This is a genomic window from Priestia sp. SIMBA_032 (genome assembly GCF_046535215.1).
Taxonomy (GTDB): Bacteria; Bacillota; Bacilli; order Bacillales; family Bacillaceae_H; genus Priestia; species Priestia aryabhattai.
In genome coordinates this window covers 342,194-365,932 of sequence record NZ_JAWRXD010000002.1, presented here as the reverse complement: position 1 = coordinate 365,932, position 23,739 = coordinate 342,194, and the positions used below count along the sequence as shown (strand labels likewise).

Below are 23,739 nucleotides of genomic sequence, written 5' to 3'. Positions count from 1 at the left end.
CCTCTAACCTATTGCGATTAACGATTGTTGCGTCTTTCACTACGTTTTTTCTTTTGCACATACTTTGTAATTTCACGAGCACGTTTTTTCTTGTAGCCAGGCTTTACTTTCTTCGGCTTTTGAATAAAGCGATGTGCCTCTTCTCCCACTTCATCCGCTTTCTTCACACGCTTTTTACGACGGTTACGGTCATCAATGGAAACCCATTCTTGCTTTTGAAGATCTTTGTTTACAAACTCGATCCCCATTTTCTCTAGCTTATTTACTGCATCTTCATCTTCCACATCGAAGATTGTAGCAGCAATTCCAGAATGACCGGCACGAGCTGTACGTCCTACGCGGTGAATGTAGAAATCTAGATCTGAAGGAAGCTCAAAGTTAATGACGTGTGAAATTCCTTCAATATCAATACCGCGAGCTGCTAAATCTGTCGCTACTACGTATTGAAATTCTAAATTATTAATTTGCTTCATCATTTTCTTACGGTCACGAGGAGATAAGTCTCCGTGAATTCTTCCTACTTTTAATCCTTTAGATAGCAGGTCATCTGCTACTTCGTCCGCCATTTTTTTTGTATTTGTAAAGACGATCGCTAAATAAGGATTATACGAAATAAGCATATCATGCAGCAGCTTAAACTTGTTACGATGACGTAGTGGAACTAATACATGCTCTAATTTAGCCGCTGCCGCTTGCTTTGGCGAAACATGCGTAAATTTTGGATTTTCCATGTATTTTTTTAAGAATGGCTTTAATTTTTCAGGAATAGTTGCTGAAAAAACAAGCATCTGTAATTTTTCAGGCATATTGCTTGCCAAACGGTCCACATCTTCTAAAAATCCCATATCAAGCATTAAATCAGCTTCGTCTACTACTAACGCCTTTGTTGTATATACAACTAACGCTTTTTCATTTACTAAATCAAATAAACGAGCCGGTGTTCCTACAACAACTTGAGGCTGCTTCTTTAATTTGTCGATTGTACGCTGCTTATCTGTACCGCCGATAAAACATTTGGCTGAAATTTCTTCTCCTTCAGCACTGTGCTTTGTTAGCTTTAATACTTCTTGATAAATTTGAGAAGCAAGCTCACGAGTTGGAGCGGTAATCACAACTTGCACTTCTTCTTTTTTAGGATCTACCTTTTCAAGTAAAGGCAATAAATAAGCGTGTGTTTTGCCCGTCCCTGTTTGTGACTGACCAATTACACTTTCCCCTTTTAAAACGGAAGGAATTAAGCGCTCCTGAATCTCTGTAGGCTGATAAAAACCTAATTGTTTAATTGCTTCTATTAAAAATGGTTGAAACTCAAAACGTTCAAAGTTTGTTTTTTCCATAATAGTCTCCTTTTTTACATTCACGTTCATCTTTTAAGGCACAATATATGATTATAATCGATTTTTCCTTCTGTGACTACTTCTCATTCATATTACTAAAACTTATTACCTGTTTCAAAAACATTTTATCGCGAGTTGCATACGATAGTAAAAGAAAATCTACTTTACTAAAGGAGGTGCGTCCTTTGCTACAGCGAAGACCACCATTTCCACCCGGTATGCAAAGAAGAATGATGCCAGGAATGCCACCGCAAAACGGTTTTGGGCAACAACCTGGTAACTTTGGCCAATTTAATCCATTACAGCAGTTTCGTAACTTTGCCCAGCAAACAAATGCTCAACAATCATTTTACCCGAATCAGCAAGGCCTGAACCGTGGAGGAGGTAACTTCTTAACTCGCCTGTTCCGAAGAGGCGGCAATAGAAACATCCCCTTTCAACAAGCAGCTGCTGCTGCTCCTCGAGGTTCTTTGTTTTCAGGCCTTTCAGGAGCCCAAGGTGCTGCAGGAGCGACCAACTCTTCTTCCCTGCTTGGAGGTTTGCAAGGTTTAACGAACCCTGCTAACTTAAGCTCCATGATGGGAAATGTTCAGCGAGTGTTAAAAGCTGCGGAAACGATGGGACCTATGATTCAACAATACGGACCTCTTGTCAAAAATGCTCCTTCTCTATGGAAAATCTATCAGGCCCTGCGCTCAAGTGATGATACAGATGAAGTACTCGAAGCAGAAGGAACAGAGGTTTCTGAAACTGATGAAAGTAAAGACAGTAAGGTTTTGTCAGCAGGCACAGAAAGCACGGATTCATCTGATGATGAGCTGGATTTCTTCGAAGAAGAAATTGAACTTCCCTCTAGAGATCGAGTGTCTAAACCAAAACTTTATATTTAATAAATCAGCTGACTCCTTAAGGAAATACAGTGAGTAAAAAAAGAATATCTTTGTATTCTTCCTTCCTCTTTTATATAATAGAAGCGAGTTGAATTGCTCGTCAGGATTATGATGAGGAGGAAATTGAAATGAAAGTTATTAAAATCGCACCGCGCGGCTATTGTTATGGTGTAGTAGACGCAATGGTCATTGCACGAAACGCCGCTTTAGATAAATCATTGCCTCGACCAATCTATATCTTAGGAATGATTGTTCATAATAAACACGTTACAGATGCGTTTGAAGAAGACGGCATTATCACACTGGACGGTGCTAATCGCCTAGAAATCTTAGACCAAATAAATGAAGGAACCGTTATTTTTACGGCGCACGGAGTATCTCCCGAAGTAAAAGAACGAGCAAAAGAAAAAGGTTTAACAACAATCGATGCTACATGTCCGGATGTTACAAAAACTCATGACCTTATTCGCCAAAAAGAAAAAGAAGGTTATGACGTTATTTATATCGGAAAAAGAAATCACCCTGAGCCAGAAGGTGCACTTGGCATCGCACCAGATATCGTTCATTTAATTGAAAAAGCAGAAGACGTAGCCCATTTAAATATTCAACGCGAGAAAATCATTGTAACAAACCAGACAACAATGAGTCAGTGGGACGTTGCAGAAGTAATGGAAAAGGTAAAAGAAAAATATCCGCATGCTGAAGTTCACAAGGAAATTTGTTTAGCTACACAAGTTCGCCAAGAAGCTGTAGCCGAGCAAGCAGGTGAAGCAGATGTTACAATCGTAGTAGGAGATCCTAAAAGTAACAATTCAAACCGTTTAGCTCAAGTATCAATGGAGATTGCCGGCACTGAGGCATATCGTATCGGTGACATCTCAGAGCTTCAGATCGAATGGTTGATGAACGCGAAAACCGTGGCCGTTACGGCAGGCGCCTCTACCCCTACTCCAATTACAAAAGAGGTCATCAATTTTCTAGATCAGTTCGATCCAGAAGATGAAACAACTTGGACACGTGAAAAAAGCGTGCCTCTTTCAAAGATTTTACCAAAAGTTCGAACAAAAAAATCGTCTTAATAGACGCAAAAGAAGGTGTTGACATTCGTCAACACCTTCTTTGTTACATAAACGTAAACGGGTTTGTGTCTACTTTTGAATCAAATACTTCACACTCAAAGTTTTTCACATCAAAAAGACTGTTTAATACACGCGTTACGCCTTGTCTCATAACTTTTTCAACATGATGACCAGGATCTACAACATTTAAGCCCATTGCCATTGCATCATGCGCAACGTGGAAATACAAATCGCCTGTTACATAGGCATCTGCCCCGCTAAATTTTGCGTTTGTAATATATTTGTTTCCATCTCCGCCAAGAACAGCTACTTTTTTCACTGTTGCATCCATAGATCCTACGACTCTGACACCATCTACGTCCAATGCTTGCTTAACGTGAGCGGCAAACTGTTTTAACGTCATCTCTTCTTTTAACTTACCAATTCGGCCAAGTCCAAGCGTCTCGCCCGTTTGTTCCACTGGATAAATATCATAGGCTACTTCTTCGTAAGGATGAGCACTGAGCATGGCACGAATAATTTTGTTTTGTTGATCCGCTTCAAAAATAGTCTCAACTTTTATTTCATTGACACGTTCTAGCTCTCCTTTTGAGCCAATGTATGGGTCGGCTTCTGAAGAAGGTTTAAATGTGCCTTCGCCTTCTGTTGAAAACGTACAGTCGCTGTAAAGGCCAACATGTCCAGCTCCCGCATCACAAATAGCTGTGCGCACTGCTTCAGCGTCATTTGAAGGAACAAATACAGCTAGCTTTTTCAATTGAATAGACGTTGTCGGAACCAGGACTTTTGTCTCTTCTAGCCCCAACGCTTCAGCTAACAAGTCATTTACTCCGCCTTTAGCTATATCTAAGTTTGTATGAGCAGCATATACGGCAATATCATGCTTGATGCATTTCTCTAGAATACGCCCTTCAGGACGATCTGTAACCACTTGTTTTAGAGGTCTAAAAATAGGAGGATGATGAGCAATAATTAAATCCACTTGTTTTTCAATCGCTTCGTCTACGACCGTTTCGAGAACATCTAACGTTACCATTACTTTTTTTACAGGCTTGTTTAAGGTTCCAATCTGTAAACCAATTTTATCTCCTTCAACCGCTAAATGCTTGGGAGAAAATGATTCAAATGCTTCAATTACTTGAAATCCGTTAGGGATTTTACTCATTTTAACGCCTCCTCAATTAATGAGATGTCTTGGGTAAGTTTTTGAAGTTTTGCTTTGCTTTCCTCTGACTGAGCCTGCTCCATTTGGCTGACAATTTGTTTAAGATGATTTAACTCATGCGTCCACTTTGTCATAAAAGCAGAAGAACGTTTTTCTTTTAAAATAGGGCCCATTAATACACCGGCTTCCACTTCCCCGTTATAAGGAGCTAAGGCATTTCCATGTTCAGCCACGATGACTTCATACATTCGACCGTCTTCTTCGATGATTTTTTCATCAATGATTTCCCAGTTGTATTGAATCAGCCAGCTGCGAATATGATGTGAACCAATATTCGGCTGAAGCACAAGTCTTTTTACTCCTTCTAACTTTTCTTTTCCTTCTTCTAAAATCATCGTAATAAGTGTTCCGCCCATTCCGCAGATTGTAATACAGTCTACTTCATTCGGTGATATTACTTCTAGGCCGTTTCCTTTTCGAACATCAATAACATCCGTTAAGTTTGTTTTTTTCACCTGCTGAATAGCCGATTGAAGAGGACCTTCTGTAATTTCTCCTGCTACGGCACCGCTAATATATCCATTTAAATAAGCAAAACACGGCAAGTACGCATGATCTGAGCCAATGTCTGCTATCTTTGCTCCCAAAGGAATCGACTTTACTACTTCTTCAAGTCTTGTTGATAAGTTTAATTCATTCATTTTGTCACCTATTCTCTATGTGATTACTGTTCATTATTTTAACATAGATAGCTGCATGATTCCTATTTCTCTTCATGTTTTCATTCTAGCCGAATGCGTATAAAAAAATCATAAAAAAAAAGCCTGCTTTATAAATGAGCGGCTTTCCAGAAAATCATGTTTCTGAACTCTATTTAATTTCTGATACCCATTTAGCCATTTCCTTCGCTTTTTCCGGAGGAACCAGCCCAGGCGGCATGTTTCCTTTACCGTTTACAACAATATCTGCAATTTCGTCTTGAGAAACTTTTTTCCCAATTCCTTTTAACGAAGGGCCTACTCCACCTTGATACTGATCACCGTGACAACCAATACAAGTTTTTTGATAAATTTCTTCTGGTTTAGCTGAAGCCTGCTGTTCCGCGCTACCGCCTTCTTTTTCAGCCGCGATTTCTTTTGCGTTGTTCAATCCGTTGAACGAAAGCGTTAACATTAAAGCAATCCCAATTACCGCAATTAATAAAAATGGTATTAGCGGATTTCGCTTCACTCACTATACCCCCTTTATGTATTCCCATCCCTAGAAATAACAAAATAGTATAAGCACTTTTATTTTACTTGAAAATGCTCATAAGTGAAAGGGTTTTGTTTACATAATTAACTAATTTCTTATTGCGTATCTTAACAGCCAATTTGCCTTGCAATAACCGAGCGCTGAATTTCTGAAGTTCCTTCTCCAATTTCTAAAAGCTTGGCATCTCGTAAATACCGCTCCACGTGATACTCCTTCATGTAGCCGTATCCTCCATGAATCTGAACAGCTTGACTAGCTACTTCCATACAAATTTCAGAAGCATACAGTTTACACATAGCAGCTTCTTTCGTAAATGACTTTCCTTGGTCTTTTAACCACGCTGCTTTATACACCATATTTCTTGCTAACTCAATTTTCATCGCCATATCAGCTAATTTAAACTGAATCGCTTGAAACGATGAAATAGCTTTCCCAAATTGCTTTCTTTCCTGCGCATATGACAGTGCTTTTTCATACGCAGCTTGAGCGATTCCAACGGCCATTGCTCCAATTCCAATCCTTCCCCCGTCAAGCGTCATTAGAAATTGTTTGAAACCTTCTCCTCTTACACCGAGTAAATTCTCTTCAGGCACTTCAACATCCTCTAAAACAAGTTCAGTTGTATTTGAAGCATGTAGACCCATTTTCTCGTAATTGTCTATTACAGTAAAACCTCGAGCTTCTGTAGGCACGATAATAGCTGAAATTTCTTTTTTACCTTCTGTACGATTTGTAACAGCTGTTAAAGCTAAAAACTTTGCATAGCTGGCATTCGTAATATAGCATTTACTTCCATTAATCCTAAATGTTCCATCCTTCAACACTGCTTCGGTCTCCGTTCCCCCCGCATCACTTCCTGCGTTCGGTTCGGTTAAACCAAACGCTCCAAAAGATTCCCCAGAGCATAAAGCAGGTAGGTACTGTTCTTTTTGCTCCTTTGTCCCGAATAAATAAATAGGTGCCCCCCCGAGCGAAACATGTGCTGAGTATGTAATTCCTGTAGAGCCACAAGCTTTACTTAACTCCTCTACGACAATAGCAAAACTAACCGTATCTGCTCCTCCGCCTCCATACTCTTCAGGAAAAGGAAGACCCATTACACCAAGCTCACTTAGCTTTTTAAAAACCTCAAGCGGAAATTGCTTACTTCGATCGCGCTCTAATGCATTCGGTGCTACTTCCGCCTCTGAAAACTCTCTGAGCGTCCGTTGAATCATCTTTTGTTCATTGGTTAATTCAAAATTCATTTTTATTCCCCCTAAAAAAATGTATACGCTTACATTATTTAATTATAATTCATTTTTGTAAATTTTCTCAACTTTTAAAACGTTTTAATTTTTTCATGTTATAATAGAAGAATACTAATCAAAGCATGAATAAAATGATAGCGATTCCATTTTTCGGATGTTTAAAAGGAAGTTGAACAGCTTATGTTCTATAACAAAAGAATATAAAGGAGCATTTGCAAAACGAAGGACAATTCAGTAAAATATATGAAAGAAGAAAAGTTGGTAAAAAAATCAATATACTTCTTCAAAATGCGTTTTTATGAAATTTATTCCATAAAAATAGATAGCCCCTTTCTTCTAGGAAAGAAGCTATCTCATAAGCGCTATTTACGCTTTTATCTATTCTAAGAAATCTTTTAAACGTTTGCTTCGGCTAGGGTGACGAAGCTTACGAAGCGCTTTAGCTTCAATTTGACGAATACGCTCACGCGTTACGCCAAATACTTTTCCTACTTCTTCAAGCGTACGCGTACGTCCATCGTCCAGACCAAAGCGGAGTCTAAGAACATTTTCTTCGCGATCTGTTAATGTATCCAGGACGTCTTCTAACTGCTCTTTTAATAATTCATACGCAGCATGTTCAGAAGGTGATGTTGCATCTTGGTCTTCAATGAAGTCACCTAAATGAGAGTCATCTTCCTCACCAATTGGTGTTTCAAGAGAAACTGGCTCTTGGGCAATTTTTAAGATTTCACGAACTTTTTCTGGTGTTAAGTCCATATCTTCTGCAATTTCTTCAGGAGATGGTTCGCGACCTAAATCTTGTAAAAGCTGACGTTGAACACGAATTAGCTTGTTAATCGTTTCAACCATATGAACGGGAATACGAATCGTTCTTGCTTGGTCAGCAATTGCACGAGTAATGGCTTGACGAATCCACCATGTCGCATACGTACTGAATTTATAACCTTTGCGATAATCAAATTTTTCTACCGCTTTAATAAGGCCCATGTTTCCTTCTTGAATTAAATCAAGAAACAGCATACCGCGCCCGACATAGCGTTTAGCGATACTTACAACAAGACGCAAGTTTGCTTCAGCAAGACGACGTTTCGCTTCTTCATCGCCTTCTTCAATACGTTTTGCTAAATTGATTTCTTCCTCTGCTGACAATAAGTCAACGCGTCCGATTTCTTTTAAGTACATACGAACTGGATCATTAATTTTCACACCAGGAGGTACACTTAAATCATTTAAATCAAACTCTTCTTCTTTTGACAGTTCTTGAATATCGGGATCGGCATCGTCATCATTTGCTTCAGATTCACTCATTACTTCAACACCTTGTTCTCCAAGGTATTCATAATATTCATCCATTTGATCGGATTCAATTTCGAAGTTCGACATACGCTCTGCAATTTCTTCGTATGTGAGTACACCACGTTTTTTTCCGATTTCGGTCAATTGATCTTTTACTTGTTCAATTGTTAAATCTGAATCAAGTTGTTTTGATTGAGCTGATTTTTCAGCCATCAGATCCCCTCCTTCCAAAATTTTAAGGAAAACCTTCTAAAAGTGGGACTAATACGCAACATCGTTTATTTTAACGTTTTTTTTAACTGTAAAATTTCCATTGCTATTGTCGCAGCTTTTAAATAATCTTTTTGACGCTCTGCTTCTTGCTTTTCTGCTTCTTTTTTTTCTATTGCTACCCTTTGTGGGTAAATCAATATCGTTTGGATATAATCATTCAAAGCTTGCTCCGACAATTCATCATTGATTGACATCATCGCCAATTCTGAAGCTAGACTAGACAACGAAGACTCGGGCAACCGCTCGATAAATCCGCTCGGATTAGGCTCGTGTCCTTCCTCGTAATAAGCATACAAATATAGAACAAGCGCACGATGTTCCTCAACATTGAACTGACCTTGAAGTCGGTCTTGAATTCTAAATGCTACATCCTTATCTTTCAACATATGAGCGATCAAAAAACGTTCTGCATTTTGATAAGCCGGTAATAAGCTTCTCTTTACGACTGGTTGTCTATTTATATTATTTCGATTTGGAGAATCATTATCCTTTTTCTTTTTTTCAGTTCGATACACTTGATACTGCTGTTCTTTAAGCGCATCTAATGAAATAGAGAACTCTTGTGCCAATTGGCGTAAATAATGATCTCGCTCTACAGCTTTCGTAAGGAGGCTTATTTCTTTCAAAACGTCTTCAATATATTGCATACGTTCAGATTCATTTTGTAGATTTCGTTTTCGGCGGAGATACCTCATTTGAAATGCCATAAAGGTCAAGCTGCTATTAATAACATCATTTTGAAACTTCTCTGCCCCGTATTCTTTAATATAATCATCCGGGTCATAACCATCCGGCATCACAGCAATCTTAACGGTACAACCTACATTTGTTAAGATAGCAGTTGCTTTGTGCGCTGCTTCAATTCCGGCAGAATCAGCATCATAGCAAATGATAACGGACTCTACATTTCGGCGAATAATCTTGGCTTGTTCTTCTGTTAAGGCAGTTCCCATTGTTGCAATTGCGTTTGGGCACCCCGCTTTAACAGCTGAAATAACATCTGCAAATCCTTCAAATAAAATAACCTGCTGATTTTTGCGTATATGTTTTTTAGCGCGGTGAAAGTTGTAGAGTGTGCGACTTTTGTTAAAAATAGAAGTTTCGGGACTGTTTAAATATTTAGGCTGCCCTTTTATCTCTTTTAGCAGGCGCCCTGAAAATGCAATTGTTTTGCCTTGCAAGTCAGCAATAGGAAACATAATTCGATCACGAAACCGATCAAAGTACGTTTCATCTTGGTTGCGTTTAATAATTAAACCTGCATGTTCCATCTCTTGCGGATTAAACCCACGTTTTGTTAAGAACTTACTTACAAATTCCCACGAATCTAAAGCAAAACCTATCTCAAATTCATCGATAATTTCTCGTGAAAACCCTCGATTTATTAAATAATCATAAGCATCTTGGCCTTCTTTTGTATTTACCAATAAATGATGGTAAAATTTCTTTAAAAGCTCGTGTGCTTCAATCATTTTATTGCTAGGCTTTTGATTATCTTCTTCATGAGGATGTATCTCATGTTCGAAAGGAATATCTCCTTTTTCAGCAAGCTGCTGAGCTGCTTCCGTGAAGGACAGTCCTTCTAATTCCATTATGAATGAAAATGAATTCCCTCCTGCACCGCATCCAAAGCAATGATAAATTTGTTTATCAGGCGATACTGAAAAAGATGGTGTGCTTTCCCCATGAAACGGACAGAGTCCAAAATAATTGCGCCCTTGTTTTTTTAGTTGTACATAATCGCTTATGACGTCGACAATATCTACTGAATGCCGAATACGGTCGATTACTTCATCAGGAATTCGATTTGCCATAGTAACAGCTCCGTATTTCATATAATATTCTTCACTAAGTGCTAAATTCCTGCAAGTTTCGACAACATTTTTTCAAAAGCTTGAATGAAATGCTGGCGATCTTCTTCACTAAATGCCTTCGGACCTTTAGTATGACGCCCTGATCGTCGCTCTTTTGCAGAAACATAGCGAAAGAAAAGCACCGTATTCATTTCGTCGTCATTATAGTACTTTCCACGAGGAGACAGTGCATAAACCCCTCGACTTACTAACATGCTTGCTAAGCCAGTATCTTGAGTTACGACAATATCCTGCTTGGCTGCGTGATTTAAAATATATAAATCTGCGGCTTCCTTTTCTGCATCCACATAGACCCATTTTCCTGGTGTAGGATTTGTTTGCATGTGAGCATAGGAAGCAACAAACACAAGCTCGATGTCATATGTATGTGTAAGTTCAACGATTTCTGCTTTGACAGGGCATGCATCAGCATCGACAAAAACTTTACTTTTTCTTTTGCTATAACTCTGTATTCTACATCCCTCCAGAGATTCCTTCTAACAAATTGTTATTTCCTGTAGATGGCATTTGTCGAATACTTTTTTCGATTTTGACTTGACTTTTATATAAATAGTTTATTCGTTCTTAACAAAGTCTAAACCTAAAACTATTCTTTTTTATCACAATTTTTTATTATAATATAAACAACCTATATTTTCTATACAAAAGTCACTTGTTTTTAAAAGTTCTGTCATATTCATCTTTGGTATATTTTCTTAGACTTACAACATACAAACATAAGAAAGCAATCTCCTTTATGTCACGTACGGAGGAGATCCATCGTTTATTTCTTTTTGATGGTATTGAGAATGATACCAGCTGTTTCTTCTACGGCCCTGTTGGATACGTCAACCACTTCACAGCCAATCTTATCTACAATCCCTTGGAAAAATTCAAGTTCTTCTTTAATACGACCAATATTAGCATAAATTGCTTTATCGTTTAGACCAAGAGACTTTAAACGCTCTTTACGAATATCGTTTAATTTTTCGGGACTAATAGTAAGCCCTATACACTTCTCAGGTGATACGTGAAACAGCTCTTCTGGTGGATCTACTTCAGGTACAATCGGAACATTGGCTACTTTCAAACGCTTGTGTGCTAAAAATTGAGAAAGAGGCGTTTTAGACGTTCTTGATACACCGATTAATACGATATCCGCTCTAAGAATTCCTCTCGGATCACGCCCATCATCATATTTCACTGCAAATTCAATCGCTTCTACTTTCTTAAAATAATCTTCGTCTAATTTTCTAGCCATACCAGGCTCATAGCGAGGAGAAAGTTGATAAGAAGATTGAATTTTATCAATTAAAGGGCCAATAATATCAAATACCTCTACCCCGTTCTTGGACGCTTCTTGAATTAAAAACTCTCTCATTTCGGGCTTTACTAACGTAAAGCCAATAATAGCGTTGTTCAACTTTGCTACTGAAACCACTTCTGAAAGTGTTGCGATGTCCTCTACATAAGGTACTCTTTTAATTACAAAGTCTGTCATATTGAACTGACTTGAGGCAGCCTTTACAACTAGTTCAGCTGTCTCACCTACAGAATCCGAAATGACATAAAGACATGGGTTGTTCATATTTTGTGCATCCCCTTTTTAATCCTTTTTCACTTATAATACTTCATCATTTGCTAATGCTACTAGTAATTTTGTAATATTTGTTTTGGTAATGCGTCCCACCACTTCAAAATTGCCGTCTCCCTCTTTAATAACGGGCATAGCATCAATCTGTTTTTCAATTAAGATCTTAGCAATATCAATCAACAAATCTTCGCGATAGCAATATGTAATGTTGGGCATTCTTGTCATGATAATATGAACAGGAATAGATGTTAGCTCTTGCTTTCCGATACTCGCGCGCAATAAATCTTTACGCGACAGTACTCCCACTAGCTGAGATTTCTCATCCACTACAAAAAGGGTCCCCACGTCTTCTAGAAACATTGTACAAATAGCATCATATACTGACACATTTTCGTTCACGACTACCGGGATAGACTGATATTCTTGCACCTGTATTTTTTTTATTTTATCTGTAAGAAGCTGTGCTCCTGTTTTACCTGTGTAAAAGTAACCTACGCGGGGTCGCGCTTCTAAATAGCCGGCCATTGTTAAAATAGCAAGGTCGGGTCTTAGCGTTGCACGCGTAAGGCTAAGCTGATCTGCAATATGTTCGCCTGTAATAGGGCCTTCATCTTTCACAATTTGTAAAATTTGTTCTTGTCGTTTGTTCAGTTCGATTGTACTCACCACCTAATCATTAAATGTGACATACTATTTATAAAACATTATATACTTTTTAAGCAAAAGTAAAAGCTATAACTTATTAATTTTAGCATTTTATCTTTTTAGAATGCCGTTTATTTTACCACGGCTTCTCAAAAAAAGCAGACATTACGCTTACAATAAGTGAAACTACCCCTTTGCTCCACAGTAAAAAGGGTGTCCCCTACATACTACGAGGCACCCTAGCGACAGCAATTCCTTGCATATCACTGATTATCTTTTCTATTTCTCATCAGAGAGCGAGTGTTTTAAAGACTCCATCTGATTCAAAAACCGCTTTGTTTTTAAAAACAATCCCGAATATTCTTCGTAATATTGATCAATTACAAATTTTAGTTGTTTTTTTGTTTCGGGCTTAACAGAAATAGAACCTAACCGCTTTAAATCAATGTAATAAAATAGCCTTAATAGTTTAACCGTCATCGGACTAAGTTTCAAATGATAAGGATCTTTTTCTAAGCATCGATGACAAATAAACCCGCCTTCTCGAATGGAAAAATGAAAGGTTCCTTCACCTTGATGGCAGACTGCACATTCATTTAATGTAGGATGAAGACCTAGAACGTTTAACATTTTCATTTCATAAATAAATGTTAAGATCTCTGCATCATACTCTTCGTTCATATAATGAATGGTTTGGTGCAGCAGTTCAAATAGAAATGGATTTGGTTTATTGTTCTCAGTAGCTTTATCTGTTAATTCAAGAATATAAGAAGCATACGCTGTTGTGAAGATATCTTCGCGTATGCTTCTCATAGATGAGATAACTTCTCCTTGATGGAGAGTACCCATTCCTGAACCTGCTTGTATAAAAAAGTATCCATACGTAAATAATTGTGTGACGGAAGCTAAGCGACTACTGGGCTTTTTTGCCCCTCTTGCCATGAGACCCACTTTTCCGAGTTCACGTGAATAAATGGTGACAATTTTATTTGATTCACCGTAATCATTCGTTCGAATGACAATTCCTTCACACTTTTTAAACAATCATCATCACCGCCATCTTACAGAAGGCTAAGACAAGGGAGAATTGAGACTTTCGCTGTTGTCCTCATATGTTTCGGGTCTTTCTTTCACTTCATTTTCAAGTTCCTTAAAAATGAGATAAGTATCAATGCTACCTGTTTGTGAAAAAATGTTCCAAGTAAAATTCAACATAGAACTCCCACCTTTCTAACCATAAAGATCAGATACATATTTCAATTCCTTATGTTTAGAATAGCCTTCCGACGTAAAATCATGTAACACAATTTTTTACAAATTACCTTCTTTTATGAAGGGATATAAATCGACGCAAACAAGAACTCAAATAATTAATATTCGTCTTCTCTAAATCCAAAGTCACGGAGATGCGACGCTCGGTTTCGCCAATCTTTTTGTACTTTTACCCATAGTTCTAAAAATACTTTTGAACCTAAAAGGGCTTCAATGTCTGCTCTTGCTTTTCTTCCTACCTCTTTTAACATCTTTCCTTGCTTTCCAATTACGATGCCTTTTTGTGAATCTCTTTCGACGATAATTGTAGCCCCGACGTAAACAGCGCCATTATCTCGTCTTTGCATAGAATCCATCACAACGGCAATAGAATGAGGTATTTCTTCCCTCGTTGAATGCAGCACTTTTTCACGAATTAATTCCGTAATAATAAAGCGCTCTGGGTGATCTGTTACCTGATCTGCCGGGTAATATTGCGGACCTTCCGGCAATCGCTGCTTGATTTGATCAAGCAAACGCTCCACGTTATTTCCTTGTAAAGCTGAAATTGGCACAATTTCAGCAAAAGGATATAAGTCTTTATAATTCGTGATAATTGAAAACAATTCGTCTGGATGAATTTCATCAATTTTATTAATCACAAGGAAAACAGGCGTTTTTGTATCCTTTAAACGCTCGATAATAAATTCATCTCCTCGACCTAAGCCTTCTGTTGCGTTAATCATAAATAAAATTAAATCTACTTCTTTAAGCGTATTTTGCGCTACCTTCATCATAAAGTCGCCTAATTTATGCTTTGGTTTATGAATTCCTGGTGTATCAATAAACACAATTTGCGCCTGATCTTCCGTGTACACACCCTGAATTTTATTTCTAGTTGTTTGCGGTTTGTCACTCATAATCGCAATCTTTTGACCAATTACTCGGTTCAAAAAAGTTGATTTCCCTACGTTTGGTCTTCCAATAATTGAAACAAAACCTGACTTAAATTCATTATTACTCATGTAAATCCTCCGATGAAAATGCTCCTGGAAGTAATTCTTCCACAGTTAGTTCTTGTATGTCATTTTTTAAATTGGTTAATATAACTTTCATTTCTTTTGGACAAAGCTCAGAGATTACTTGTCTGCATGCTCCACACGGAGAAACAGGACGATCAGTATCAGCTACTACAGCAAGTGCTGCATACTCTTTATCACCTTCTGAATAGGCTTTAAATAAAGCCGTACGCTCAGCACAATTGCACATGCTATAAGCTGCATTTTCAATATTGCAGCCGCGATAAACCTTTCCATCTTTCGTCAATAAAGCTGCACCAACTTTAAATTTTGAATACGGTACATAAGCCATTTCACGGGCCTTTTTCGCCTCATCAATCAGTCCGGTCTTATCCATTTATCCGCTCTCCTTTTGCGCTTCTACATGTCTTTTAACTTGTCCTTTTTTATTATACCACGGGGGTGTAAAGAACCAAAAAGAATCCTTTTTAAAACAAATACTTTAAGAAAATAATTCCTCCTATAAGGACAGCAAAACACGCATAGACCAACACCGCGGCTGCGGCTGCATCTTTTGCGTGTTTTGCTAGTATGTGATATTCAGGAGAAACTAAATCAACAACTTTTTCAACCGCTGTATTCATTAACTCTAAGCTGAACATGCCTGCAATCAGAAGCAGCACAACCGTCCATTCACCAGCTGTAATTGACAGCACAGCGCCTAAGAGAAGGACGATGAAAGAAGCTGCTACGTGAATTTGCATATTTCTCTGTGTTTTACAAACATAGAGAAACCCTTCTATTGCATAACCAAAGCTACTGACAACTTTAGCTATCCCTTTTTTATCGCGAGAGTCCATATTGTTCTAAAATATCTTTTTGACGTGTAAACATCTCTTTTTCATCTTCTGATGTTTCATGGTCATATCCAAGCAAGTGCAAGAAACCGTGAACTGTTAAGAATCCTAGCTCTCTCATAAACGAGTGGTTGTATTCTTCTGCTTGCTCATGCGCTTTTGGAATCGAAATGACAATGTCCCCTAGGACTCTTGGCATCTCATCGCCGATAATTTGCATTTCATCTTCGCCCATTTCTTCTAGCGCGAACGATATTACATCCGTTGGCTGATTTTTATGGCGGTATTGATGATTGATTTCTTGAATTCGATCATTATCCACAAATGTAACGGATACTTCTGCATCCTCTTGCAGATTTTCATATATAGCAGCGGCTTCAAGCAGCTGCTCAAGCTCTTTTTGCTGCTCTTTACTCACTTCATTTGTTTCATCAATAAAATCAATAACTAAACTCATACCTTCACCTTCTCTTTTTTTATCTCTGGATATTCGATTCGGGAATGAAAAATCCCATTTAAAGTTTCACATAGTGCTTGACGAATTAACTCTAGCTCTTTGAGCGTTACGTTACACTCGCTAAGCTGCTCATCCTGCAAGCGATCTTTAATAATATTTCGCACCAAGTTCTCAATTTTTTCCGGAGTCGGATTGGCCATTGACCTTACGGCTGCTTCTACACTATCAGCTATGCAAATAACCGCTGCTTCTTTCGACTGAGGCTTTGGTCCAGGATAGCGATATTCTTTTTCATCAATTTTTTCTTCTGTTTGTTCAAGTGCCTTATGATAGAAAAACTTAAGCAGGGTCGTTCCGTGATGCTGCTCTGCAATATCTACAATCTCTTTTGGAAACTTGTGATTTCGCAAAATGGTAGCTCCATCTGTAGCATGTGCGATTATAATATTTTTACTAGTCTTCGGACTTAGTTTATCATGCGGGTTGGTAATATTCATTTGATTTTCAATAAAATACTGCGGTCGCTTCGTTTTACCAATATCGTGGTAATAAGCCCCCACTCTCGCTAATAAACCGTTAGCTCCTATCGTTTCGCACGCCGCTTCAGATAAGTTTGCCACCATTACACTGTGATGATACGTTCCAGGTGTTTCGGTTAAGATTTTACGTAATAGCGGATGATTAGGACTCGATAATTCAATGAGCTTCATCGTAGATAAAATGCCAAATCCACTTTCAAAAAACGGAAGCAAACCTATAGCTAAAACGGAAGCAATAACACCAGATGCAATTGACATCATGCTGTAATAGCCAAGCTCTACAGTACCAATTTGGCCATTTTTAATAAAAATAATAGCAAAGCTGATAATTACGTTTACCATCGCCACAAATAGACCTGCCTGCAAAATCCGTGAACGCCTGTGCTGCCTGCTTAAAAATAAAATAGCAGCAATATTACTAATTAAAAAGTAGATCCCAATGTTCATATTAAACGAGGTTGTCAATTCACCATTAAAAATAATGCTTCCACAAATAGCAAATACAACGCTTGACAAAATAGCAATGCGTTCATCCATTAAAATCCGAATCAGCAAACCTCCCACCGCAACCGGAGCTAAGAAACCAATTTCCGATAAATCAATTTGCTGAAACAAGCTTAAGATTTTCATGAGGCCAATCGTAATGGTTGCTACCAATACATACAATAGCAAAGGCTGATATGTCTTGGTGTGAAACTCACGCAAATAGTAAATGAGACCTGCTATCATCATCACAATCAGCAAAGCTAATCCCGCAAAAGGCTGAATAGATCCTTTGTTATTCAACAATCCCGCGAGCTGGAGCTGACGATATATATCAGGATTAATAAGCTGATTTTCTTCTACAATAATCTGGCCTTGTTTGATTCGAACAGGCTCCACTTTTTCCACAGCTGCTTGACGGTTTTCAGCTGTTTTTTTGGGATCATAAATCACATTTGGAATAATAGCAAATTTCGCAATGGCATTCATTGAATCCTTTAGGGAGTTGTTGACATTCGTGTAAACAAGCTGACCTTCTACCTGATCTTTTTTCTCTTCTACATCGCTAATTTTCACTTGATCTTTCATCACATGATGGACGGCTGTTACTACAGCGTCTTTCGCAATCGATAAATCACTGTTAGAAGACTGAAGAAGCTGCTTAATGGTATCTTTTGGCAAGTTTTTTTGAATATCTTCAGGAAGCTTGTCTTCTAGCATTTTTTGTTTGGTTTTTAATACGGCATCTATACTGTCATCTTCATGATCTTCTTTTTCATATTCTGTATTAACTTCCATCATCGCATCAAAAATAGATGCAACAAGATCGACTTGGTTCTGTGCGTATTCTGTTTTTTGTGTATACACATCTTCAACGGCTTGTTCTGCCTCTGCCCGTTTTTTCTCTGTACTCTCTTTATCTTCAATGGTAACGGGTGAGTAAATGGTTTGCGGGGAAATAGACAGTAGTCTAAGATCTAATTCCTGCGGCTTTACATTGCTATACATAGACGCAAACATCATTATACCTAACAAGGCATATAACCCAATTTGAATTAACCGTAATCGCTCGATCTGTGCCATTGTTTGCTTGATTATCCGAAACGTTGACACAAACGTACCCCCTTTTACAAAAAATAGACCCTATTAAGAAAGGGTCTTTTGGTCAGCTTGTTCGTACGCTTGAATGATACGTCCCACAAGTGGATGGCGCACAACATCTGACTGTTCTAGATGAACAAACGAAATACCTTTAACATTGGTCAGGATTTTCGAGACAGCCGCTAGACCAGACTGAGCTCCTTTTGGCAAATCAATTTGTGAAATATCTCCTGTAATCACCATTTTAGACCCAAATCCTAGTCGTGTTAAAAACATCTTCATTTGCGCCATCGTGGTGTTTTGCGCTTCGTCTAAGATAACAAACGCATCATCTAGTGTACGACCTCGCATATAAGCAAGGGGTGCTATTTCAATAACTCCGCGTTCGATTAGGCGTTGCGTATGTTCTGTTCCTAATACATCATGTAATGCATCGTACAGAGGCCGCAAGTACGGATCTACTTTTTCTTTCAAATCTCCTGGCAAGAAGCCTAGACTTTCACCTGCTTCAACAGCAGGACGTGTTAAAATAATACGCTGTACGTGACCATTTTTAAGAGCATTAACCGCCATGACAACGGCTAAATACGTTTTACCGGTACCAGCAGGCCCAATTCCAAATACCAAATCATTTTTCTTAATAGAAGAAATGTATTGACTTTGTCCTAATGTCTTAACACGAATAGTCTTACCTTTTACATTTTTACCAATCTCTTCTTCATATACATCTTCAAAAAACTCGAGAGAATTTTTCTTAGCTAATTGAATCGCATACACAACATCTCGTTCAGATATGGAAATATTTTTTCGGATAATGTTCAGTAACTTTTTAAGCATTTCTTCCACTAGCTGAACATTTTCTGTACTTCCCGAGACTACAACAGTCTCACCTCTTGAAATGATCGAGACCTGCATTTCTTCTTCAATTCGCTTTAAATTCGCATCTTGTACGCCAAATAATGAAATGGCTTCGTTTGAATCATCAAGTTGTACGTTAATTGTTACTAGCTGTTCTGACATTCATCAATCTCCTTGAATAATTGGTTGAGTGTTCGCAATATTTTCTATAACTTGGTAATGTATTGATAATCTAACTTTACCATTGTCCTGTTCTTGGTGCAAAACTTTTTCACCTTTTATTTTAGCATCCTCACCTAAAGTTGATAGTAATTTTTTTCGACCGATTTCCAAAGCTTTTTCCACCGCCTCTTGTTTAGAATAGACGCGCTGCGAGTTCTGTTCTTCTCGTACAGCAACTTTCTCATACGACAGAGGTAATTTCCATTTAAAAAAATAGAGTGGATGCTCCACTTTTTCTGTCACCTTTGAGCCGTATTTTTCTTTGTTAAAAGCCCAAAGAGGCATTTTAAAAGCTTGAAAATCTAAATAGTGCTTCGTATATCCATTACCTGTTAATACCTGAAAATCAGTTTTTAAAGGCACTTCCACCTCAGACTTATACCATGTTTCACCGTAGACTTTCCCTTTAGCAGCTACTACTTTTTTATTTTTCTCGTTTCCAATAATACCGGAAACTAAGACCTCGCCTTCATTGACAAAATCATTAACCTTGACTAAAGGTTGTCCTTTTTCGACAAACAAATTCGTAATAATGGCTTTCTTTTTAGCAATTAAATGTTGGTAAGGTGTTTTTTGCTGAGGCTTGGGCTCATTTTTTTCCACCACTTGGAAGTGATAAGAAGTGCCGCGCACTTCTACTCCCACCCAGGTAATATTGTTCATATTATCCGTTAAATAGCGCTGAATTTTTTCAGGACTCTCTAACAAAAATTGAAACTCTCCTCTTTTTACACCTATTTTGGCTAGCTGCTTAGTCATTTGATGTTCTGTTTGTGGTTCTGCACCGCTAATTTCCACTTTCCACACCATGTTGGAAAGCAAACCAAGAATAATAAAAAAAGAAAGAAAACCTAAAGCAAACCCACTATTTTTGATCACTCTCTTTGTTAAAAAAGGAAAACCTCTGCCTCTTATAAAATAAATTTTACAGTCTGCGTTGCGAATTAGTATACGAATTTTCTTTACATCTTTCAATAATATCGTTGCTGTCGCTAGCTGACCGTCAACTTTATGGACATTCGAAATCATAATCTGTTGTCTCACACAATTATTTAAGAAACGTTCAATTCCTTTTCCAACAATTCGAATACGTACGGTACCAATAACAAAGTTTGTCCATCCATTCTTCATTTTTTTCCTCCTTGTGTTATTGTTCTAAATAAAGAACTTGATTGATTTTACCTTCTAAAACCAGTTCTTCTGGCAGTATTACTTTAATGACCAGTCCTTCACCTCGAATTAACATTTGTCCCTGTTTTAGTAACACGCGTATTTCAGTATCAGAAAAGGCTAATAAACCTTTATGATTTTCAATATAAATGTGTATTTGTCCAACTAACGTAATACGGGGAAGATCCATTAATACATCAGCGGGTAGTTCCATTGTTTTTGTCATCCATCTTTTCATTTGGTGTCTCCACTTTTTGCTCATAAAAAGAACCCCCTTTCATCTCATGTTTATGAGAAAGGGGGTTAATGTATCACATCTATTTATCGTTTATATTTACGTTGTTTCGATTTTGGCGGCCCTAGAATTTCGGACCATATCACTCCTTGAACAGCTTCTTTACGAGAAATGGACTTAAAAACGTTTTTCTCATCCGTTATTTTTGGTTTTTCAACTGCGATTTTCTTTTGAATAGACGGTTCATGATACGAACGGTTTTTTAACTCTTCCAGTTTTTCTTGCAAAGGATTTGTTTCTGCTGAAGGAGCGATTTCTGGCTCCATACGAGCTGTTTTTGGCTCTTCTTTGACAGGGCGATATCTAGGTCTTTCCCGCCTTGAAGGATTGTTTACAGGAGGCATAGGAGCTCTTTTAGAACGCTGCTCTTCTTCCTCTTTTGACTGAGCCATAAAACGCTGCACAACGTTAAAAATAATCCCTCCAATGATGACAAAAATGAAAGCATTATTAATAATTAGTTTAATAAGCGTTTCAACGATATTCATTAGGAGAAAACCTCCTTGTTAAACTGATTCATTATTTCTCATCGTCTTCTTTAGACATTTTTCCAATTGAATCACGCATATCCGTATCAGCAGTCAAGTTTTGAATATTCATATAATCCATGACACCAATATTGCCAGAGCGCAGTGCTTCTGCCATCGCTAATGGTACTTCTGCTTCTGCTTCTACTACTTTTGCACGCATTTCTTCTACTTTTGCACGCATTTCTTGTTCTTGAGCAACGGCCATAGCACGACGTTCTTCGGCTTTTGCTTGGGCAATATTCTTATCTGCTTCTGCTTGATCTGTTTGAAGAACTGCCCCAATATTTTTACCAATGTCGATATCAGCAATATCAATGGATAAGATTTCAAACGCTGTTCCGGAATCTAACCCTTTTCCTAAAACCGTTTGAGAGATCATATCAGGATTTTCCAATACTTTTTTGTGATCTTTTTGTGAACCGATTGTAGAAACAATCCCCTCGCCAACACGGGCAATAATCGTTTCTTCTCCAGCTCCCCCTACTAGTCGATCAATGTTTGCACGAACTGTAATTCGGGCTTTTGCTTTGACTTCGATCCCATCCATAGCCACCCCTGCAATAAAAGGTGTTTCAATAACTTTTGGGTTAACGCTCATTTGTACAGCTTCTAGCACATCACGACCCGCTAAGTCGATAGCTGCTCCGCGCTCAAATGTTAACTCAATATTTGCTCGGTGCGCTGCAATCAACGCATTTACCACGCGGTCAACGTTACCGCCTGCTAAATAGTGGCTTTCTAACTGGTTAATGGTAATACCTAAACCGGCTTTACTTGCTTTAATTAACGGGTTCACAACGCGAGATGGTATCACTCGACGAAGTCTCATTCCGACCAGTGTAAAAATACTAATACGAACGCCTGCTGCTAATGCCGAGATCCATAGCATAATCGGTACAAAAGTGAAAAAAACAGCTAAAGCAATAATTGCTAGGCCAATAACTACAAAAAACAATACGCTACCTGCTTCCATTAATTAAGGTCCTCCTTTTTCAAAGGTTCTGTGAGCTTCCGCACCACAACCCTTGATCCCTCTACTTTTATAATATTCACTAACACATCTTTGTCTAAATATCCGCCTTCAGTGACTACATCCACATACTCTTCATCGATGAGCACGGTGCCTGAAGGACGCAGCGGTGTTGTTGTTTTACCTTGTTTTCCTATTAATTCATACCGATTTTGATTTGATACATAACCAGATTCGGTATTAAGTGAATCATTAAGCACCATTTTTTTGAAAGGTGTAAGCTTTCTTTTAAAAAATTTCATCATCACAAACGCACCTCCCAGTGCCACCACTATTGCAATTACAAGAGAAATTCCCATTTCGACATTATCATCTGTTGACATAAAGAAACTTAAAACGATAGCTCCAAGCCCTAGCAGCCCTAAAACTCCTCCTGGTACTACAATCTCTAACAGAAGCAATATAATTCCTGCTATAAATAAAACAAGCGCTTCCATTCCTGCTAATCCTGCTACCATATGACCATAGAAAAATAAAAGAAGTGAAGCTATTCCAATAGAGCCCGCAATACCAAATGAAGGCGTAAACAATTCAATCACAATTCCTAAAGCACCAATGGATAATAAAATGGGAACAACAAGCGGATGGGTAAGAAAACGAGCAATTTGTTCACTTACACTCATTTTCGCATACGTCAGTTTAGCATCTTCATAGCCAAGTACGCTTAGGAGATCGTCTAAATTTTTTACAGTCCCTTCTGAATAACCAACTTGCTCGGCTTGCTTCGGAGTGAGCGTCAGCAATTCGTTTCCTTTTAAGTTGAGCTCAGGTATTACCATCTTTGTATTTGCCATCGCTTCTGCATATTTAGGGTTTCGGTTATTTTGTTCTGCTGCGCTCTTCATAGCTGATAACCAGTAGGACTGAGCTTTTTTTCCTGCGGCATTTCCCTGTTGGTCAATCACTGCTGCCGATCCCATTGTAGAACCGGGTGTCATATAAATTTGATCGGCGTTAAGTGCAATATACGCTCCGGCTGATAATGCTTTTTTATCGACAAAAGCAGCGGTAGGAATAGGTGTTGAGGTTAAGCTTTTAGCTATTTCAGAAGCTGCATCTACAGCTCCTCCAGGAGTATCTATGTCCAATATAATCAAATCTGCACCGTCATTTTCCGCATCTTTAATGGATCTGTTTAGAAAAGAAAGCAGTCCATTTTCTACCGTTTTATTGACAGGAATAACGTGTACACGCTTCACGTCAGCGGTGCTAATAGTGGGGAATAACCCAGTGGCTAAAATAAGAAAGCACACGAAAGAAAATAAGGTTTTCACCGAATACTCTTCCC

Annotated in this window: 25 protein-coding genes; 2 read left to right on the top strand and 23 right to left on the bottom strand. The window is 38.2% G+C overall.

Going from position 1 to position 23,739, the window contains the following annotated elements; genetic code table 11:
* Positions 1-17 precede the first annotated feature (17 nt).
* Positions 18-1,337, bottom strand: coding sequence for a DEAD/DEAH box helicase (locus SB717_RS07780; protein WP_013059212.1), 1,320 nt, complete (start codon positions 1,335-1,337; stop codon positions 18-20).
* Between the two features lie 185 nt (positions 1,338-1,522).
* Between SB717_RS07780 and SB717_RS07775 the strand changes: the two genes are divergently transcribed.
* A complete protein-coding gene (locus SB717_RS07775; RefSeq protein ID WP_074677530.1) occupies positions 1,523-2,227 on the top strand; it encodes a YqfQ family protein in 705 nt (234 codons plus the stop codon).
* A 128-nt stretch (positions 2,228-2,355) separates the two neighbouring features.
* Positions 2,356-3,306 carry a 4-hydroxy-3-methylbut-2-enyl diphosphate reductase gene (locus SB717_RS07770; RefSeq protein WP_013059214.1) on the top strand — a complete coding sequence of 317 codons (951 nt, stop codon included), beginning with the start codon at positions 2,356-2,358 and terminating at the stop codon, positions 3,304-3,306.
* Positions 3,307-3,349: 43 nt separating this feature from the next.
* Here the strand turns inward: SB717_RS07770 and SB717_RS07765 are convergent, their stop codons facing one another.
* From SB717_RS07765 to SB717_RS07660, 22 genes are all read right to left on the bottom strand, one after another.
* Positions 3,350-4,471 carry a Nif3-like dinuclear metal center hexameric protein gene (locus SB717_RS07765; protein ID WP_410903538.1) on the bottom strand — a complete coding sequence of 374 codons (1,122 nt, stop codon included), beginning with the start codon at positions 4,469-4,471 and terminating at the stop codon, positions 3,350-3,352.
* Positions 4,468-5,172 (bottom strand): tRNA (adenine(22)-N(1))-methyltransferase, encoded by a 705-nt coding sequence (locus SB717_RS07760; RefSeq protein ID WP_074677546.1) that lies wholly within the window; start codon positions 5,170-5,172, stop codon positions 4,468-4,470. The genes SB717_RS07765 and SB717_RS07760 overlap by 4 nt, the downstream gene beginning before the upstream one ends.
* Before the next feature lie 169 nt (positions 5,173-5,341).
* A complete protein-coding gene (cccA, locus tag SB717_RS07755) occupies positions 5,342-5,701 on the bottom strand; it encodes a cytochrome c550 (RefSeq protein WP_074677547.1) in 360 nt (119 codons plus the stop codon).
* A 131-nt stretch (positions 5,702-5,832) separates the two neighbouring features.
* Positions 5,833-6,972, bottom strand: a complete 1,140-nt coding sequence (locus SB717_RS07750; RefSeq protein ID WP_074677548.1) for an acyl-CoA dehydrogenase family protein — start codon at positions 6,970-6,972, stop codon at positions 5,833-5,835.
* Between the two features lie 381 nt (positions 6,973-7,353).
* Positions 7,354-8,487: an RNA polymerase sigma factor RpoD gene (gene rpoD, locus SB717_RS07745; protein ID WP_014458197.1), complete on the bottom strand. Its 1,134-nt coding sequence runs from the start codon at positions 8,485-8,487 to the stop codon at positions 7,354-7,356.
* Between the two features lie 65 nt (positions 8,488-8,552).
* The gene (gene dnaG / locus SB717_RS07740) at positions 8,553-10,361 is read right to left on the bottom strand and encodes a DNA primase (protein ID WP_016765586.1); all 1,809 of its coding nucleotides are present in this window, start codon (positions 10,359-10,361) and stop codon (positions 8,553-8,555) included.
* Positions 10,362-10,402: 41 nt separating this feature from the next.
* The gene (locus tag SB717_RS07735) at positions 10,403-10,873 is read right to left on the bottom strand and encodes a YaiI/YqxD family protein (protein WP_028411643.1); all 471 of its coding nucleotides are present in this window, start codon (positions 10,871-10,873) and stop codon (positions 10,403-10,405) included.
* A gap of 311 nt (positions 10,874-11,184) precedes the next feature.
* Positions 11,185-11,988, bottom strand: coding sequence for a pyruvate, water dikinase regulatory protein (locus SB717_RS07730; RefSeq protein ID WP_014458195.1), 804 nt, complete (start codon positions 11,986-11,988; stop codon positions 11,185-11,187).
* A gap of 33 nt (positions 11,989-12,021) precedes the next feature.
* Positions 12,022-12,660 carry a transcriptional regulator CcpN gene (gene ccpN, locus SB717_RS07725; protein WP_025750542.1) on the bottom strand — a complete coding sequence of 213 codons (639 nt, stop codon included), beginning with the start codon at positions 12,658-12,660 and terminating at the stop codon, positions 12,022-12,024.
* A gap of 258 nt (positions 12,661-12,918) precedes the next feature.
* Entirely contained in the window at positions 12,919-13,683 is a 765-nt protein-coding gene (recO, locus tag SB717_RS07720; protein WP_410903537.1) for a DNA repair protein RecO, read from the bottom strand.
* A gap of 27 nt (positions 13,684-13,710) precedes the next feature.
* On the bottom strand, positions 13,711-13,854 hold the full coding sequence (locus SB717_RS07715) for a YqzL family protein (protein ID WP_014458193.1): 144 nt from the start codon (positions 13,852-13,854) through the stop codon (positions 13,711-13,713).
* Positions 13,855-14,009: 155 nt separating this feature from the next.
* Positions 14,010-14,915 carry a GTPase Era gene (gene era, locus SB717_RS07710; RefSeq protein ID WP_071270588.1) on the bottom strand — a complete coding sequence of 302 codons (906 nt, stop codon included), beginning with the start codon at positions 14,913-14,915 and terminating at the stop codon, positions 14,010-14,012.
* Positions 14,908-15,306: a cytidine deaminase gene (locus SB717_RS07705; protein ID WP_013059226.1), complete on the bottom strand. Its 399-nt coding sequence runs from the start codon at positions 15,304-15,306 to the stop codon at positions 14,908-14,910. Before SB717_RS07705 ends, era begins: the two co-directional genes overlap by 8 nt.
* Positions 15,307-15,397: 91 nt before the next feature.
* Positions 15,398-15,769, bottom strand: coding sequence for a diacylglycerol kinase family protein (locus tag SB717_RS07700; protein WP_016765589.1), 372 nt, complete (start codon positions 15,767-15,769; stop codon positions 15,398-15,400).
* Positions 15,753-16,223 (bottom strand): rRNA maturation RNase YbeY, encoded by a 471-nt coding sequence (gene ybeY / locus SB717_RS07695; protein ID WP_013085050.1) that lies wholly within the window; start codon positions 16,221-16,223, stop codon positions 15,753-15,755. The genes SB717_RS07700 and ybeY overlap by 17 nt, the downstream gene beginning before the upstream one ends.
* Positions 16,220-18,328 carry an HD family phosphohydrolase gene (locus SB717_RS07690; protein ID WP_372491347.1) on the bottom strand — a complete coding sequence of 703 codons (2,109 nt, stop codon included), beginning with the start codon at positions 18,326-18,328 and terminating at the stop codon, positions 16,220-16,222. Before SB717_RS07690 ends, ybeY begins: the two co-directional genes overlap by 4 nt.
* A 63-nt stretch (positions 18,329-18,391) precedes the next feature.
* Entirely contained in the window at positions 18,392-19,366 is a 975-nt protein-coding gene (locus SB717_RS07685) for a PhoH family protein (RefSeq protein WP_014458188.1), read from the bottom strand.
* 3 nt (positions 19,367-19,369) lie between these two features.
* On the bottom strand, positions 19,370-20,557 hold the full coding sequence (yqfD, locus tag SB717_RS07680) for a sporulation protein YqfD (RefSeq protein WP_028411649.1): 1,188 nt from the start codon (positions 20,555-20,557) through the stop codon (positions 19,370-19,372).
* A 16-nt stretch (positions 20,558-20,573) separates the two neighbouring features.
* The gene (yqfC, locus tag SB717_RS07675) at positions 20,574-20,858 is read right to left on the bottom strand and encodes a sporulation protein YqfC (RefSeq protein ID WP_013059232.1); all 285 of its coding nucleotides are present in this window, start codon (positions 20,856-20,858) and stop codon (positions 20,574-20,576) included.
* Positions 20,859-20,917: 59 nt separating this feature from the next.
* Positions 20,918-21,379 (bottom strand): hypothetical protein, encoded by a 462-nt coding sequence (locus SB717_RS07670; protein ID WP_410903536.1) that lies wholly within the window; start codon positions 21,377-21,379, stop codon positions 20,918-20,920.
* A gap of 31 nt (positions 21,380-21,410) precedes the next feature.
* Entirely contained in the window at positions 21,411-22,394 is a 984-nt protein-coding gene (floA, locus tag SB717_RS07665) for a flotillin-like protein FloA (RefSeq protein WP_028411651.1), read from the bottom strand.
* Positions 22,394-23,725, bottom strand: coding sequence for an NfeD family protein (locus SB717_RS07660; protein WP_410903535.1), 1,332 nt, complete (start codon positions 23,723-23,725; stop codon positions 22,394-22,396). The genes floA and SB717_RS07660 overlap by 1 nt, the downstream gene beginning before the upstream one ends.
* Positions 23,726-23,739 lie beyond the last annotated feature (14 nt).